The 15,719-nt window shown below is 70.2% G+C and carries 15 protein-coding genes; 12 read left to right on the forward strand and 3 right to left on the reverse strand.

Translation table 11 applies throughout. The features are described 5' to 3' along the window. Nucleotides 1-25 precede the first annotated feature (25 nt). The 11 genes from ACFRU2_RS32675 to mtnC all read left to right on the forward strand — a co-directional run bounded on the left by ACFRU2_RS32675 (nucleotide 26) and on the right by mtnC (nucleotide 10,677). The gene (locus ACFRU2_RS32675) at nucleotides 26-1,237 is read left to right on the forward strand and encodes an aminotransferase class V-fold PLP-dependent enzyme (RefSeq protein ID WP_382979113.1); all 1,212 of its coding nucleotides are present in this window, start codon (nucleotides 26-28) and stop codon (nucleotides 1,235-1,237) included. Then, a complete protein-coding gene (locus ACFRU2_RS32680; protein WP_382979115.1) occupies nucleotides 1,234-2,010 on the forward strand; it encodes a thioesterase II family protein in 777 nt (258 codons plus the stop codon). The genes ACFRU2_RS32675 and ACFRU2_RS32680 overlap by 4 nt, the downstream gene beginning before the upstream one ends. 1 nt (nucleotide 2,011) lies before the next feature. Beyond that, a complete protein-coding gene (locus ACFRU2_RS32685; RefSeq protein ID WP_382979118.1) occupies nucleotides 2,012-3,157 on the forward strand; it encodes a peptidogalycan biosysnthesis protein in 1,146 nt (381 codons plus the stop codon). A 75-nt stretch (nucleotides 3,158-3,232) separates the two neighbouring features. Continuing rightward, the gene (metK, locus tag ACFRU2_RS32690; RefSeq protein WP_382979120.1) at nucleotides 3,233-4,456 is read left to right on the forward strand and encodes a methionine adenosyltransferase; all 1,224 of its coding nucleotides are present in this window, start codon (nucleotides 3,233-3,235) and stop codon (nucleotides 4,454-4,456) included. After that, nucleotides 4,453-6,045, forward strand: a complete 1,593-nt coding sequence (gene mtnA, locus ACFRU2_RS32695) for an S-methyl-5-thioribose-1-phosphate isomerase (protein WP_382979122.1) — start codon at nucleotides 4,453-4,455, stop codon at nucleotides 6,043-6,045. The genes metK and mtnA overlap by 4 nt, the downstream gene beginning before the upstream one ends. Continuing rightward, entirely contained in the window at nucleotides 6,042-6,695 is a 654-nt protein-coding gene (mtnB, locus tag ACFRU2_RS32700; RefSeq protein ID WP_382979124.1) for a methylthioribulose 1-phosphate dehydratase, read from the forward strand. The genes mtnA and mtnB overlap by 4 nt, the downstream gene beginning before the upstream one ends. Nucleotides 6,696-6,745: 50 nt before the next feature. After that, a complete protein-coding gene (locus tag ACFRU2_RS32705; protein WP_382979127.1) occupies nucleotides 6,746-7,540 on the forward strand; it encodes an S-methyl-5'-thioadenosine phosphorylase in 795 nt (264 codons plus the stop codon). Beyond that, nucleotides 7,537-8,727 carry a pyridoxal phosphate-dependent aminotransferase gene (locus ACFRU2_RS32710; RefSeq protein ID WP_382979129.1) on the forward strand — a complete coding sequence of 397 codons (1,191 nt, stop codon included), beginning with the start codon at nucleotides 7,537-7,539 and terminating at the stop codon, nucleotides 8,725-8,727. Before ACFRU2_RS32705 ends, ACFRU2_RS32710 begins: the two co-directional genes overlap by 4 nt. Nucleotides 8,728-8,943: 216 nt before the next feature. Beyond that, complete coding sequence (locus ACFRU2_RS32715) at nucleotides 8,944-9,303, forward strand: response regulator transcription factor (protein ID WP_382979131.1); 360 nt, start codon at nucleotides 8,944-8,946, stop codon at nucleotides 9,301-9,303. Nucleotides 9,304-9,355: 52 nt separating this feature from the next. After that, nucleotides 9,356-9,949 carry an acireductone dioxygenase gene (locus ACFRU2_RS32720; RefSeq protein ID WP_382979133.1) on the forward strand — a complete coding sequence of 198 codons (594 nt, stop codon included), beginning with the start codon at nucleotides 9,356-9,358 and terminating at the stop codon, nucleotides 9,947-9,949. Continuing rightward, entirely contained in the window at nucleotides 9,946-10,677 is a 732-nt protein-coding gene (gene mtnC, locus ACFRU2_RS32725; protein ID WP_382979136.1) for an acireductone synthase, read from the forward strand. The genes ACFRU2_RS32720 and mtnC overlap by 4 nt, the downstream gene beginning before the upstream one ends. Before the next feature lie 71 nt (nucleotides 10,678-10,748). Here the strand turns inward: mtnC and ACFRU2_RS32730 are convergent, their stop codons facing one another. From ACFRU2_RS32730 to ACFRU2_RS32740, 3 genes are read right to left on the reverse strand one after another with little or no spacing between them, the layout of a single operon-like run. Further along, the gene (locus ACFRU2_RS32730) at nucleotides 10,749-11,459 is read right to left on the reverse strand and encodes a 4'-phosphopantetheinyl transferase family protein (protein WP_382979139.1); all 711 of its coding nucleotides are present in this window, start codon (nucleotides 11,457-11,459) and stop codon (nucleotides 10,749-10,751) included. Between the two features lie 11 nt (nucleotides 11,460-11,470). Beyond that, on the reverse strand, nucleotides 11,471-12,730 hold the full coding sequence (locus tag ACFRU2_RS32735) for an ATP-grasp domain-containing protein (RefSeq protein WP_382979142.1): 1,260 nt from the start codon (nucleotides 12,728-12,730) through the stop codon (nucleotides 11,471-11,473). A 1-nt stretch (nucleotide 12,731) separates the two neighbouring features. Next, nucleotides 12,732-14,015, reverse strand: coding sequence for an MFS transporter (locus ACFRU2_RS32740; protein WP_382979144.1), 1,284 nt, complete (start codon nucleotides 14,013-14,015; stop codon nucleotides 12,732-12,734). A gap of 359 nt (nucleotides 14,016-14,374) precedes the next feature. Between ACFRU2_RS32740 and ACFRU2_RS32745 the strand changes: the two genes are divergently transcribed. Then, nucleotides 14,375-15,631, forward strand: a complete 1,257-nt coding sequence (locus tag ACFRU2_RS32745) for a cysteine desulfurase (RefSeq protein WP_382979147.1) — start codon at nucleotides 14,375-14,377, stop codon at nucleotides 15,629-15,631. Nucleotides 15,632-15,719 lie beyond the last annotated feature (88 nt).

Genomic DNA, 15,719 nt, shown 5'->3' on the forward strand with positions numbered 1-15,719 from the left:
CCTACACGCCACCAGACTTGGACGGATGATGTACGAGACTCTTGATCTCGCCAGGGCACGTGCCGAAACTCCCGGTGTCGGCCATGTGGTGCACCTGAACAACGCCGGCGCCAGCCTCGTCCCCCTGCCCGTCGTCGACGTGATGACCTCCTACCTGCGGCTGGAGAGCAGAGTGGGCCCGTACGAGGCGGCCGAGCGGTCCGAGGGCGCCTTCGGCAACGCGCACGTGGCGCTCGCGTCCCTGCTCAACTGCAGCCGACAGGAAGTCGCCGTCCTGGACAGCGCGACCCGGGCCTGGGGCATGGCGATGTCGTCCGTTCCCCTGCGGGCCGGCGACCGCGTGATCATTTCCGCGGTGGAGTACGGCAGCAACTACCTCTCGCTGCTGCACCTCGCGGAGCGGCTGGGGGTGTCCCTGGAAGTGGCGCCCGTGGACGCGAACGGCCTGGTCGACGTGGCCGGGCTGGAGGCGATGCTGGACGAGCGGGTCCGTCTGATCGCCATGGTGCACGTCCCGATGCACGATGCGCTGGTCAACCCGGTGGCCGAGGTCGGCCGGGTGGCCCGGCGGTACGGGATCCCCTATCTGGTCGACGCGTGCCAGTCGGTCGGGCAGATGCCCATCGACGTCGCCGAGCTCGGCTGCGACCTCTTGGTCGGGACGGGGCGCAAGTTCCTGCGCGGCCCGCGGGGCACCGGATTCCTCTACGTGCGCCAGGAGATAGCTCACAAGCTGGTCCCGGCCATCGTCGGCCTGGACGGGGTCGAATGGCTCTCGGGCACCTACCGGCTGGCGCCGGGTGCTCGCCGGTTCGAGACCTGGGAGACCAACGCCGCAGCCCGCATCGGCCTCGGCGTGGCCGTCGACTACGCCCTGGGCTGGGGGATCGCGCGCACGTACGGGCGGATACGGGAACTCGCGGCGGGTCTGCGCAAGGACCTGGTCGGCATGGCGGGCGTCGTCCTGCACGACCGCGGCCGCGAACAGTGCGGGACCATCACGCTCTCCTTCGAGGGCCGGGGTGACTTCGAGGTCCGCAACGCGCTGAAGGACGCGGGGATCAACACCTGGGTCTGCCTGGAGAACGCGGCCTGTGTCGACATGCAACAACGCGGGCTGAGCACCTTGCTCCGGGTCTCTCCCCACTACTACAACTCGGAGCAGGAGCTGGAACGGTTCTGCAGCGTGCTCGAAGACATACTTGCCGGCACCCGTCGAGAGCGGGTGTTCGCGTGACCGGCACGATCGAGTCCCCGGAGTCCCCCTGGATCAAGCGCCCGCGCGTGCTGCCCGAAGCGCGCGCCCGGCTGTTCTGCGTGCCCCACGGCGGCGGCGGCCCGTCCTCCTTCGCCCGGTGGGTGCCCGGGATGGCCCCGGACGTGGAAGTGTGCCTGGTCCATCTCCCCGGACGGGAGGGGCGACTGCGTGAAGCCCCGCTCGCCGACCTGAGGCAGATCGCGACCCGCGTCGCGGAGGCGATGGCCCCGCTGCTCGACCTGCCGTTCGCCTTCTTCGGGCACAGCATGGGCTCGATCATCGCCTACGAGGCCGCGCTCCTGCTGGACGGGGAACCGCGTCACCTGTTCGCCTCCGCCTCCCCGCCGCCCCACCGGGTGGAGGAGGAGCCGCCGTTCGCGCACCTGCCCGACGCCGAGTTCCTGGCCGAGGTGCGGCGCTCCTACGAGGGCATCCCGGACACCGTCTGGAACGACGCGGAGCTGATGCGGCTCATGCTGCCCTCGATGCGCGCCGACTTCGCGGCGTACGAGTCCTATCGGTGGCGGCCGAGCGAACCGCTGCGCTGCCCCATCACGGCCCTGGGCGGCAAGGACGATCCCCTGGTGCCCGACGGGACCCTGGCGGACTGGTCCGAGCTCACCTCCGGCGACTTCCGGACGGAGATGTTCGCGGGCGGCCACTTCTACGTGAACGAGGCCCGCCCGCAGGTGCAGGAGCTCGTGCGCGAGGCGCTGGTCACCGTGGTCCCCGCCGTGAAGGGGCGTGGGTGACGTGGCCGTGCGCACCTTCGACACCATGGCGGAAGCCCGCGTCAACGGCTGGGAGGACCTGTCCCCGTCCTGGGACCTCTTCCACTCGGCACACTGGCTCGCGCTGGAGGGCGAACAGACCAACATCGCTCCCCGGTTCCACCTGGCCGGTGAAGAAGGCGGCCGGCCGGAAGCGGCCCTCGCAGGCTTCCCGCTCGACGAGACCTCCGAACCCTGGCCCTTCATGCGGGTCGACTGCGTGCTGCGCCTGCTCGCCGACCGCTGGAACGCACCCGTGCCGGACGGGGCCTTGGACCCCGGCCGCCTCCTGCCGACCTATCTGGGCGGCAGCCGCCGGGTGCCGGACACGCTGTTGCTGACGGACCCGCACAGCGGGACGGCGCGGCGACGGGTCCTGACGGAGCAACTCGTCGCGGCAGCGGAGGAAGAGGCGCGCGACCGCGGCTCCCGCAGCGTGGCCTACCTCTACGTGGGAGAGGACGACCCCCTGCGGGACGTGCTGCGCGGCCGTGGCTACGCGGAGTTCCCCACCGCCCGCTACGCCACCTTGCACCTGCCGAAGCCCGGGTTCGACTCCTATCTCGACAGCCTGCCCGGCGCGCGCCGCCGCAAGGTGGTGAAGGAGCGCAGGCTCCTCGAGGGGGCCGGTCTCGACATCGACGTACGGCCGCTGACCGGCGAGCTCATCCCCGAGCTGGTTCCGCTGATGATCGAGCACGGCGGCAAGTACGGGCACTCGTACGCCGAAGAGACGCTCACCCGCTCCCTGGACCTGCACGTCAGGCACTGCGGCGACACCCTGTACGCGATCACGGCGCGGTCCGTGGACGGCGTGCTGCGTGGATTCTCGGCGTTCGTGCACCGAGGCTCGCGCCTCTACCTGCGCCAGACCGGCTACGACTACGACTGGCTCGGGAAGCTGCCGCTCTACTTCGAACTCGCCTTCTACGCGCCGATCGAGTACGCGGCCCGGGTGGGCGCCACGGCCGTGGACTACGCCGTGGAGTCCGAGCAGACGAAGCTCTCCCGCGGCTGCACGCTCGAGCAGCGCCACGGCTACCTCAAGCTCTTCGACGCGCAGCGGCAGGCAGAGCTGGAGCCACTGCTGGAAGGCATCCGACGGGGAGCGGTCCAGGCCCTGTCCTAGCCGGATCCCCTGCCGCCGGGCGGATCCCGCCCGGCCGGCGAACGAGCCAACAGGCCTCACATTCCTTGGAGTTCCATGTCCCGCCGTCTGTTCACCTCGGAGTCCGTGACCGAGGGGCATCCCGACAAGATCGCTGACCAGATCAGCGACACCATCCTCGACGCGCTGCTCCGCGAGGACCCGACCTCGCGCGTCGCCGTGGAGACCCTCATCACCACCGGTCTCGTCCACATCGCGGGAGAGGTGACGACGAAGGCGTACGCGCCGATCGCGCAGCTCGTCCGCGACAAGATCCTCGAGATCGGCTACGACTCCTCGGCCAAGGGCTTCGACGGCGCCTCGTGCGGCGTGTCGGTGTCGATCGGTGCGCAGTCCCCGGACATCGCGCAGGGTGTCGACACCGCGTACGAGAAGCGGGTCGAGGGTGCCGCCGCAGGTGAGGAGGGAGACGAGCTCGACGAGCAGGGTGCCGGCGACCAGGGCCTGATGTTCGGGTACGCCTGCGATGAGACGCCCGAGCTGATGCCGCTGCCGATCCACATCGCGCACCGCCTCTCCAAGCGGCTGTCCGAGGTCCGCAAGAACGGGACCATCGCGTACCTGCGTCCCGACGGCAAGACCCAGGTCACCATCGAGTACGACGGTGACAAGGCCGTCCGTCTCGACACCGTCGTGGTGTCCTCGCAGCACGCGTCCGATGTCGACCTGGACTCGCTGCTCACCCCGGACATCCGCGAGCACGTCGTCGAGCACGTCCTGGCGCAGCTGGGCGACGAGGGCATCAAGCTGGAGACCGAGGGGTACCGGCTGCTGGTCAACCCGACCGGCCGTTTCGAGATCGGCGGCCCGATGGGTGACGCCGGCCTGACCGGCCGCAAGATCATCATCGACACCTACGGCGGCATGGCCCGTCACGGTGGCGGTGCCTTCTCGGGCAAGGACCCGTCCAAGGTCGACCGCTCCGCCGCGTACGCCATGCGCTGGGTCGCCAAGAACGTGGTCGCCGCCGGTCTGGCCTCGCGCTGCGAGGTCCAGGTCGCGTACGCGATCGGCAAGGCCGAGCCCGTCGGCCTCTTCGTCGAGACCTTCGGCACGCACAAGGTCGACGTCGAGAAGATCGAGGACGCCATCGGCCAGGTCTTCGACCTGCGTCCGGCCGCGATCATCCGCGACCTCGACCTGCTCCGCCCGATCTACGCCCAGACCGCCGCCTACGGCCACTTCGGCCGCGAGCTGCCGGACTTCACCTGGGAGCGCACCGACCGCGTCGACGCCCTGCGCAAGGCGGTCGCAGCATGAGTACACAGGATCGCGCTGCGGCGCCGGCGGTCTCCCTGTCCTGGGAGGACCGCGCGATCGTCACCCTCGACCAGCGCGCCCTGCCGCGCGAGCACCGCCCGCTGCGCATGACCGGGGTCGACCAGGTCATCGACGCCATCGCCACGCTCGCCGTACGGGGTGCACCCGCCATCGGCCTGGCCGGCGCGCTCGGCGTCGCGCTCAGCGCATACGCCCACACCGACGGGGACACGCTCGACGAGGCGGGCGTCCGGGCGGACGCCGAGCGGTTGGCCGCGGCCCGTCCGACCGCCGTGAATCTCGCCTGGGCGGTCGGCCGCGCGCTGACCCGAGTGGGGGAGGGCGCCGACGCCGTGCTCGCGGAGGGTCTGGACATGCTGGCCGAGGATGTGGCGGTGAACACCGCCATGGTGCGCAGCGCCGCCAGCCTGGTCGAGTCGCTCACCCCCGGCCGGCCGTTGCGGCTGCTCACCCACTGCAACACCGGCAGGCTCGCCACGGCCGCGGTCGGGACGGCGCTCGGCACCATCCTCGAACTCGCCCGCCGGGGCAGGGTCGCCGACGTACTCGTCGACGAGACCCGCCCGCTCCTGCAAGGCGCCCGACTGACCGCGTGGGAGCTCGGCGAGGCCGGCGTCCCCTACCGGGTCTGCGTGGACTCGGCCGCCGCCGCGGCCATGTCCCAGGGGCTCGTGGACTGCGTCCTGGTCGGCGCCGACCGCATCACGGCGAACGGGGACACCGCGAACAAGATCGGCACCTACGGTCTGGCCGTGGCCGCGGCCCGGCACGGGATCCCGTTCATCGTGGTCGCTCCCGAGTCCACGTGGGACGAGCAGTTGGAGGACGGTTCTCAGATCGTGGTGGAGGAACGCTCCCCGCGCGAGGTCGTGGAGTTCGCCGGCGTGCCGACCGCGCCCGAGGGCGCCGCCGTGTTCAACCCCGCCTTCGACGTCACGCCCGGTGAGCTGATCAGCGCCATCGTGACCGAACGGCGTGTGTTCGACGGCGGCCGGTCCGTGGCCGCCCAGGGCCCTTCCGCCGGCGCCCAGGTCCCCTCCGGGCCGGCCGGGGAGCGGATAGCCGGGCTGCTCGAGGAGTTTCCCGATCACCCCACCCCCGGCGTGGTCTTCCGCGACCTGTCCCGCGTCTATGCCGAGCCGGGCCTGCTCGCGGACCTCGCGGCCCAGGTTGCCGCGGACTTCGGCGGATCGTTCGACCGGGTGCTGGCCGTCGAGTCCCGGGGCTTCCTGCTCGGCGCAGCCCTGGCGACCCGTGCCGGGGTGCCGCTCACCCTGGTCCGCAAGCCCGGGAAGCTGCCGGGCTCGGTGCACTCGGCCGCGTACGCGCTGGAGTACGGCGAGGACCGCCTGGAGATCCGTACCGACGCGCTCGCCCCCGGTGACCGGGTGCTCTGCGTCGACGACGTCCTGGCCACCGGCGGCACCCTGGGCGCCGCGGCCCGGCTGGCGGAGGAGTGCGGTGCGAAGGTCGTGGGCCTCGTGGTCCTCGTCGAGCTGACGGGGCTCGGCGGCCGCGCGTCCCTGGCCCCGTACCCGCTCTCGGCGCTGTGCGAGGTGCCGGTATGACGGTTGTCCCGGACACCTCGATGCGGCCCGGGCTCGTTGCGGAGGCGGCCGAACTGGCCAAGTTCTCGAGGCTGTTCTACGAGAGGGGCTGGATGCCCGGCACCTCGGGCAACCTCTCGGTGCGGCTCCGGGGCGAGGCCGCGGACACGGCGCTCATCACGGCCAGCGGCCGGGACAAGGGCGAGCTCACCCCCGGAGACGTGGTCGCCGTGCACGCGGCCACCGGCGAGCTGTTGCACCCCGGGGCCCTGCGCGCCTCGGCGGAGACCTCCATCCACGCCGCGGTCTACCGCACCACGCCGGCGCGGGCCGTGATCCACGTGCACTCCCCGTACGCGACGGTGATGGCGTGCCGGGCGGCCGACCGCGAGCGGCTCTCGACGCTGGAACTCACCCGGTTCGAACTGCTCAAGGGGCTGGGCCTGGACGCGCGGGAGCGGACCGCGGTGCCGGTCTTCCCCAACTGGCCGCACGTGCCCCGGATCGCGGACGAGGTGGCCGGCCACCTGAGCCGTGCGGACCGGTGCCCGCCCGGGCTGCTGATCGCCGACCACGGGATCACCGTCTGGGGGAGCGATCTCGCCCAGGCCCGCAACCGCCTGGAGTGCTTCGAGGCGATCTGCCAGCTGCTCGCCATCGGCGTGGGCTGACCCCAGCGCCTTCGCGGAACACCCGACACACGTCTTCAGGAGGAATTCTCATGGCAGAGATCGCCGTCATCGGAGGCAGCGGCTTCTACGAGCTGCTGGACGAGGCCGAGCGGATCGAGGTGGACACCCCGTTCGGCGCTCCGTCGGACACGATCACCGTGGGTATGGTGGGCGGTCGCAGCGTGGCCTTCCTGCCCCGGCACGGGCAGGGCCACCAGTTCCCCGCCCACAAGATCAACTACCGGGCGAACCTGTGGGCCCTGCGCTCGCTCGGCGTACGCCAGATCCTCGCACCCTGCGCGGTCGGCTCCCTGCGCCGCGAGCTGGGCCCGGGCACGGTCGTCGTCCCCGACCAGATCGTGGACCGGACCACCGGCCGCATCCAGACCTTCTACGACCAGGGCGCGGTGCACGTCTCGTTCGCCGACCCGTACTGCCCCCACGGGCGGATCGCCGCCGTCAAGGCTGCGGCCGCCTCCGGCACCCCGGCCACCGACGGCGGGGCGATGGTGGTCATCGACGGACCGCGCTTCTCGACCCGTGCGGAGTCCCAGTGGTACGCCTCGGCCGGCTGGTCACTGGTGAACATGACCGGCCACCCGGAGGCGGTCCTCGCCCGCGAACTCGCCCTCTGCTACACCTCGGTGGCGCTCGTGACCGACCTCGACGCCGGCATCGGACCCGAGGAGAGCGTTTCGCAGGAAGAGGTCTTCGCGGTGTTCGCGCAGAACATCCAGCAGCTACGGAAGATCATCTTGGAGACCGTCAAGGAGCTGCCCGAAGAGCGCACCTGCGGCTGCTCCGGTGTCCTCGACGGCATGACCATCCCGCTGGAACTGCCGTGACGACAGGCGCCGGGCAGGCGGTCGAGCACCGGCTCAGCGCCTTCGGCACCACCATCTTCGCCGAGATGTCGGAGCTGGCCGCCCGCACCGGGGCGGTCAACCTGGGGCAGGGGTTCCCCGACACCGACGGGCCCGCCGAGATCCTCGAGGCGGCGGTGCGGGCCCTGCGGGACGGCCGCGGCAACCAGTACCCGCCGGGCGCGGGCGTCCCCGAGCTGCGCGCGGCCGTCGCGGAGCACCAGCAGTACTGGTACGGCCTCACCTACGACCCCGACACCGAGGTGCTGGTGACGGCGGGTGCGACGGAGGCGATCGCAGCCACCCTGCTGGCGCTGGTCCGCCCCGGCGACGAGGTGATCGCGCTGGAGCCGTACTACGACTCCTACGCCGCGTGCATCGAAATGGCGGGCGGCACGCGGGTGCCCGTGACGCTCCGGCCGCATGAAGGGGCGTTCCGACTGGACCTCGACGAGTTGCGGGACGCGGTCACCGCACGCACCCGGCTGCTGCTCATCAACACGCCCCACAACCCCACCGGGACCGTGCTCGGTCACCACGAGCTCGCCGCGATCGCGGAACTCGCCGTCGAGCGCGACCTCCTGGTCGTGATGGACGAGGTGTACGAGCACCTGGTCTTCGAGGGCGCATACGTGCCGGCCGCCACCCTGCCGGGGATGCGCGAGCGCACGGTCTCCATCGGGTCGGGGGGCAAGACCTTCTCCTTCACCGGGTGGAAGGTGGGCTGGGTGACGGCGCGGCCGGAACTGGTCGCGGCGGTGCGCAGCGCCAAGCAGTACCTGACCTACGTCTCCTCCGGTCCGTTCCAGTACGCCGTGGCCGAGGCCCTGCGGATGCCCGACGCGTACTTCAGGGCGTTGCGCGACGACCTGCGGGTCAAGAGGGACGTGCTGGCCGTCGGCCTGGAATGCGCGGGCTTCGAGGTGTTCCGGCCGGCGGGCACTTACTTCGTAACCGCCGATATCCGGCCACTGGGTGCGAGCGACGGATTCGCTTTCTGTCGCGATCTGCCCGGTAGGGCGGGAGTCGTGGCGATTCCGAACGGCGCGTTCTACGACGTGCCGTCCAGAGGCGCTCCTTTTGTGCGGTTTGCCTTCTGCAAGCAGGTCCCGGTACTGGAAGAGGCCGTGCGGCGCCTGGGGAGTGGATTCTCGCGTGGCGAGAAATAGGCCGAGTCACTTTCTCGCGTGCCGAGAATGGGCGTCAATTGTCCAATTTAATTCATAAACCGTGCCGGTGTCTCTCTCTGTTAGGCTGAACGCCAATGGAATGGCATGGATGTTTCCGGCTGAAAGCGTCCCGCATATGGGGGAGCGAATCGCCGATCCAGGCCTGGTTCTGGGCGCACCGCGGTGAGGTGTGCCTGAAGGCCGGCAGGAGGAACATTGATCACCGCACGACGTGGACTCCGGCACGGAGTTGAGGGAGGGGCGCCGACGCCCGACGATGCGTGGAGGCGGCTCAGGTCGCTGATCGGGGATGGCGAAGCCGACTGGTCGCACGGTTCCGTGCGCCGCATCCGGCATTTGACGGAGCGAGAGTTCGAGGTGTTCATTCTTCTCGGCCGGGGCCTGTCGAACCAGGCCATCTCGCACCTGCTGCTCGTCACCGAGCGCACCGTCAAGGCGCACGTGACGCGCGTGCTCGCCAAGCTGCAGCTGGACTCGCGGTTACAGGCCGGCCTGGTGGCGCAGTCGTATACGCGCACGGCCGCACCGAACTTCATCCAGGATATGGCGAGTTGACGTCTTCACCGGTTTCTCGCACCTAGTACCCAGGATTTTCAGGGGGATTGACATGACGCTACTGATCACCTGGCCGGACTCCGGTCCCGAGACCGTCGTCCGCCGTACCTCGGACTGTACGGAGATCGCCGCCGCTCTCGCCCCGATCGGGGTGCGGTACGAGCAGTGGCCGGTCCGTGACGACGTGGCCGCCGGGGCTTCGGCCGACATCGTCTTCGAGGCGTACCGGAAGCAGATCGAAAAGCTCAATGACGAGGAGGACTTCTCCACGGTGGACGTGGTCTCGCTCCACCCGACGGATTCCCCCGAGTGGGAGGCGACCGCGAAGGCGGCTCGTCAGAAGTTCCTTCGTGAGCACACGCATGACGATGACGACGAAGTCCGGTTCTTCGTTGCCGGATCGGGAATATTCTACTTGCATGTGAAGGGTGAAATCCATGCGGTCTACTGCGAGAAGGGCGATCTTCTAGGGGTTCCGAGGGGGACCACCCACTGGTTCGACATGGGAACGTCGCCTTCCTTCACGGCCATTCGCTTCTTCCACGAGGAAGACGGCTGGATCGGGAACTTCACCGGGAGCGAGATCGCCTCGCGCTTCCCCGACTTCGACCGGATCCACGCCGAGTACACCGGAGAGCACGCGTGATCCTGCACGACGACGTCGAGTCCGTGGTCCTGGACATCGAAGGCACCACGAGTGCCACGGGATTCGTCCTCGACGTGCTCTACCCCTACTCCCGCTCGGCGTTCGGAGCGCTCCTGACGCAGCGCGCCACCGAGCCCGAGGTGCGGCGCGCCGTCGGCCGGATCCGCGACCTCATCGGGGAACCGGACGCGGACGCCGCACGCATCGAGGCGGTCCTGGGCTCCTGGCTCGACGAGGACCGCAAGGTCACGCCGCTGAAGTCGCTCCAGGGGATCGTGTGGGCGGAGGGGTTCGCAGCCGGTGAGCTGGTCTCCCACTTCTACGACGACGTGGTGCCCGCGCTGAGGCGCTGGCGCGCCGCCGGGGTGCGCCTGCACGTCTACTCCTCGGGGTCCGTAGCCGCTCAACGCGCCTGGTTCGGCCACACTCCCGAGGGTGATCTGCTGTCGCTGATCGAGGGGATGTTCGACACCGAGAACCCGGGGCCGAAGCAGGAGGCCGACTCGTACCGCGCCATCACCCGGGCGGTGGGCACGTCCGCCGGGCGGACCCTCTTCCTGAGCGACCGCACCGCGGAGCTGAACGCGGCCCGTTCCGCGGGATGGCTCACGACCGGACTGCGGCGCGAGGGCGAGCCGTATGCCCTGGAGGACGATGGCGGACATCCCTCCGTGTCCACGTTCACGGAGATCACCGTGGTGAACCCGGCCGGCGGGTCAGCCGCCTGACGTCGTTTCCCGGTCCCGGAAGGCCCGGGTGCCCGCCACGGTCAGTGGAGGTGCACCCGGGCCTCCGCCGTTCAGGACTCCCGGTCCCGCACGGCGCAGGCGGCCGCGAAACCGTGGGGAGCGGCGAGGTCCGTCAGGGTCCAGCCGGGCAGGGGCGCCGCCTCGGAGCCGGAGCCCACGTAATCGCGGTCCAGCCCCGCGGCCAGACCGATGCCGATTCCCTTGAGGTACGCCTCCTTGCGCGTCCAGCACCTGGCGCAGGCCGCCGCTCGCTCGGCGGGCGGCAGGGACGCGAGCTCGGAGCGTTCGGCCACGTGCAGGCGCGGGACGAGATAGGTCAGCGAGTCCGGGGCCGGTGGCCTCTCGATGTCGACGCCGACCGGGGTCCCGGCGAACGCGAGCAGGGCCACACCCCCGCTGTGCGAGACGGAGAAGTGCACGGGAGAACCGGCCACCGCGGGCCGCCCGTGCGGTTCTCCGCAGCCCGGGCAGTCTTCCCGTACGAGGGGCAACGCCGCGGGGTCCTCCTCCAGATAGCCGCCGAGCAGCATCCGTAGGGCCACGTGAGTGGCGACGTAGATCCGGCGGTGCTCCGCACGCAGGAACATGTCGGCGCGGCCGCGCTCCCCGGCGTCCAGGACGAACTCGGATCCGGGAGGCAAGGGGGCGCCGCCCCGGCCGTCGACGAGCCACACCTCCGGCTCCGCGCCCCGCCACCGGCCCGGCACGGCGCCGGCCTCGTACGGCCGGGGGAGCGGGGCGGGAGCGCGGACGCCGGTCACCGCGGCCGCCTTCACGAGGCCGCGTCTGCGACGGGCTCGACCACGAAACGCACGGACTCCACGAGGCGGCCGACGAGTTCCTCCGCCTCCTGCACGGTGTCGGCGCCCACGGCCAGCGCGCCGACGCGCTCCTCCGAGTGCCGGTACGAGGGGATGACGTCGCCCGGCGCGATCCGCAGCTCGGCCGCCACCACGGCGGGATGCGCCGCGGCCTCCTCCCAGCCTTCCACCGAGAGGAGCCGGCCCGCGGGCGGGGTGAAGAACCGGGAGGCCCCGGCGCGGGTGCAGGACAGGTCCGCGGCGGCCGAGGGCCTGCCCAGGGCGTCGTCGAAGACGGCACCGAACATCTCCAGGCCGGGGACGGCGTGGGCGAGCATGCGGTGGATGTATCCGCCCGCAAGCCTTGCATGGACCTCGCCCAGGACGATGCCGTCGGCCGTGAGCCACAGCTCGACGTGGAACAGTCCGAACCGCAGCTTGAGCGCGGCGAGTGCCTCGGCGACCGTTTCCGTCACCTCGCGGGTGACCTGTTCGGGCAGCGGTGCGGGAAGTGAATGCCCCACCTCGACGAAGTACGGAGGCGGCAGCTTGCGCTTGGCCGTGACCGCCAGCACGTGGGGTGAGCCGTTCAGGAACAGCCCCTCGACGCTGTACTCCTCGCCCTCGACGAATTCCTCCACCAGGAAGGCCCCTTCGTCGGGAAGCAGGTCAAGTGCCGCGGACAGTCCACCGGGTTCCGACACCATGCTCACGCCGAGGCTCCCGCCGCCGACCCGCGGTTTGACCACCCAGGGGCCGCGGGTCTCCCGCATCGCCTGCTCGGCCTCCTGCCGGTCCCGGCAGAGGCGGACGGCAGGCTGTCGGAAGCCGGCCCGTGCGAGGAAGCTCCGGCAGGCGTCCTTGTTCCTGACGGTGTCCACCGACCACGGGGGATTGCCCACGGCGCCCAGCGCCTCCGCCATCCGAGCGGCCGGACCCAGAGCGGGTTCACGGCCGGTGAACACGACACGGGGCCGGGGATCGTTCCCGGCGTGCTCCGTGGACCAGGCGACCACGGCGCCGGCGTCGGTGAAATCGATCGCGTGGACCCCGTCGGCGAGGTCGACGGCCCGCCGCGTGTGCGGAAGGTCGGCGGCGTGGCTCAGGAGCCGGGTGACCATTCCGCGCGACCGGGCCTGCTCGATGGCCGTGGCGACGATGTCGATACTCAGCGGAGCCTGTCCGGCTCCTCCCACGAAGAGGACTTCGGGAGCCTTTTCTTGCTGCGTCATATCATTTCCCGTGAGGTTCGATTGGAATATTTCGGATCCTGCGCAGGGGCGAGAACAGGAGGAAAAGGGGACTTCCCCACATGCCGAGAACGCACACGAGCAGAGCGGTTCGGATGCCGAAAGCCGAAGCGAGGGATCCCCCGAAGAGCGCACCGAATGGAATCACTCCGAACGCTACCCAGAGCACCGAGGCGTTCGTGCGGGCCAGGAGTTCCGGAGGACATACCTGCTGCCGGTACGAGGTGTCCGCCGTGTTGTAGAGGACCTGGCTCACGGAAATGGCGGTGAGGCCGAAGGCGAAGAGCGAAATGCCCCAGCCGGGTTGTGCGAAGGGAATCGGCAGACACAAGGGCCCGGCGGCCAGGAGGGACACCCATGTGATCCTCGCGGTACCGATCCGGCGTGAGATGCGACCGGCGAACATCCCGGCCAGGGCGCCGCCCGCCATTCCCGCACTGAAGACCGCGCCGACCATGGACGGGGAAGCCCGCAATTCGTCCACCAGATAGACGATCTGCAGTCCGGTCATCCCCATGAAGAAGAAATTGGTGGCGCTGCTGCAGGCGAGCAGGGGGCGGAGCACCGGGTGCCGCAGGACGAATCCGAGGCCCTCGCGAACTGCGGCGGCGAAGGTCGGCCGAGGGGCCTGCCCGGTGGCCGCCGGATGCTGCTCCGGTGTCCGGATCGACCCGAGCAGAACGGCGCTCACCAGGAAGGACAAGGCGTCGGCGAGGATGGTGCGCAGTGCGCCGACCACGCCGACGAGCACGCCTCCGGCGGCCGGACCCACCAGTTTCGCGACCGATTGGCCCATGGCCAGGTGTCCGTTGCCCTCGACCAGCTGTGTGTCCGCGACGATGCCGGGCAATTGGGTGCGGAATGCCACGTTGAAAAACACCGTGAGAATTCCGCAGGCCGTCACCACGACATACACCTGGGTCAGCGTGGCCGCGCCGAACAGTGCGCCGGCGGGCAGGGAGAGCATGAGCACCATGCGGGCCAGATCGCAGAAGACCATCAGCCGGCGCCTCGGAAGTCGGTCGACGACGACCCCGGCCGGAAGGGAGAAAAGAAGAAAGGGGAGCCAGGTGAGTGCCGTGATGGCCGAGACCTCGAAGGTCGAGGCGCCGAGCTGACTCGCGGCGAGGAGCGGAACGGCTACACCGGATATGCGCGCACCGGTCTCGTTGACGGTCTGGGATCCCCACAGCAGCAGAAAGTCCCGCTGCCGCCATACGGAAATGATGTGCTGCGTCGGTGTTCTCTTGGCCGCGGTGCTCGTCACGCGCTGTTCCTCCCCAAGGTGGTTTCTCGGAGCACGTGGCTAATGAGAAAGGGGCCGTTGTGGCGCGCTTTACTCCAGGCACCAGGCGCAAAGATCCGCCTCGCATTGTGCCACATGCGTACCGGGGCGCAAGGGGCGCCGACTTACGGTCAAATTGTGGGGTGGGTCACGTGTACTTTCGTCCACTGCGTTTCGGCTTTCCGGGTGGTTGAATTCGCCCGGCCGGCCATGCCGTGATCCCTCGTGCCCCTCGGGCCGGCCGCGGCGGCGTGCGCGGGACGGCCCGGCCCTCCCCCACCCCGTTCCAACGGATAACTGCGATAAGGTCGTTAGAAACGGTCAGAGGAAGAGGTACGCGCGTGAGCACGTCGGCAGGAACAGGGACCTCGAAGCTGGACATCGGAAAGATCCGGGCGGACTTCCCGATCCTCCAGCGGGTGCTGAGCAACGGTGCGCCGCTGATCTACCTGGATTCGGCGGCCACGACCCAGAAGCCGCTCCAAGTGCTCGACGCCGAACGCGACTTCTACCTGAACCACAACGCGGCGGTGCACCGCGGCGCCCATCAGCTCGCCGAAGAGGCGACCGAGGCCTACGAGGACGCCCGGGCGGCCGTGGCCGCCTTCATCGGTGCACGGCAGGACGAGATCGTCTTCACCAAGAACGCCACCGAGGGCATCAACCTCGTGGCGTACGCCCTGGGCAACAGCGGGCGGATCAAGGCCGGAGACAAGATCGTGGTGACCGAGATGGAGCACCACGCCAATCTGGTCCCGTGGCAGGAGCTCGCCCGGCGGACCGGCGCGACGTTGGAGTGGTTCCCGCTGACCGACGACGGTCGGCTCGACCTGTCCGGGATCGACGACCTGATCACGGAGAACACCGCGGTCGTCGCACTGACCCACCAGTCGAACGTGCTGGGCACCGTCAACCCGGTCGAGCTGATCGCGGAGCGCGCCCACCGGGTGGGGGCGCGGGTCCTGGTCGACGCGGCGCAGTCGGTGCCGCACCGGCCGGTGGACGTGGCCGCGCTCGGCGCGGACTTCCTCGTCTTCTCCGGCCACAAGATGCTCGCGCCCGGCGGTGTGGGCGTCCTGTGGGGCCGCTACGAACTCCTCGAGGACCTCCCGCCGTTCCTGACGGGCGGCTCGATGATCGAGATCGTCACGATGGAGGAGTCCACGTACCTCCCGCCGCCCCAGCGGTTCGAGGCCGGCGTGCCCATGACGGCGCAGGCCGTCGGGCTGGGTGCGGCCGTCGGGTATCTCGGTGAACTGGGCATGGACCGGGTGAAGCTGCACGAGGACGAGCTGACGGCGCTGGCGCTCGGCCTGCTGTCCGAGATCCCCGGAGTCGGGATCATCGGACCGTCCGGCACCGACGACCGCGGCTCCACCGTGGCGTTCACGGTGGACGGCATCCACCCGCACGACGTGGGCCAGGTACTGGACGACCGGGGTGTGGCCGTCCGGGTGGGCCACCACTGCGCCCGCCCGCTCATGCGGCGGTACGGGGTTCCCGCGACCTCGCGTGCGAGCTTCTACGTCTACAACACCGCCGAAGAGGTCGAGGCCCTGGCGCGTGGAGTGCGGGCGGCTCAGAAGTTCTTCGCGTGATGCGTGACGCGTGACGCGTAGCGGCCCCGGGTCCCCCGGATCCCCCAGGCGCTCCCCCCCCCCCGAGGACCCAGCCCCCGATGCGTCC

It is taken from the genome of Streptomyces sp. NPDC056883 (assembly GCF_042788835.1).
GTDB lineage: Bacteria > Actinomycetota > Actinomycetes > Streptomycetales > Streptomycetaceae > Streptomyces > Streptomyces stoeckheimensis.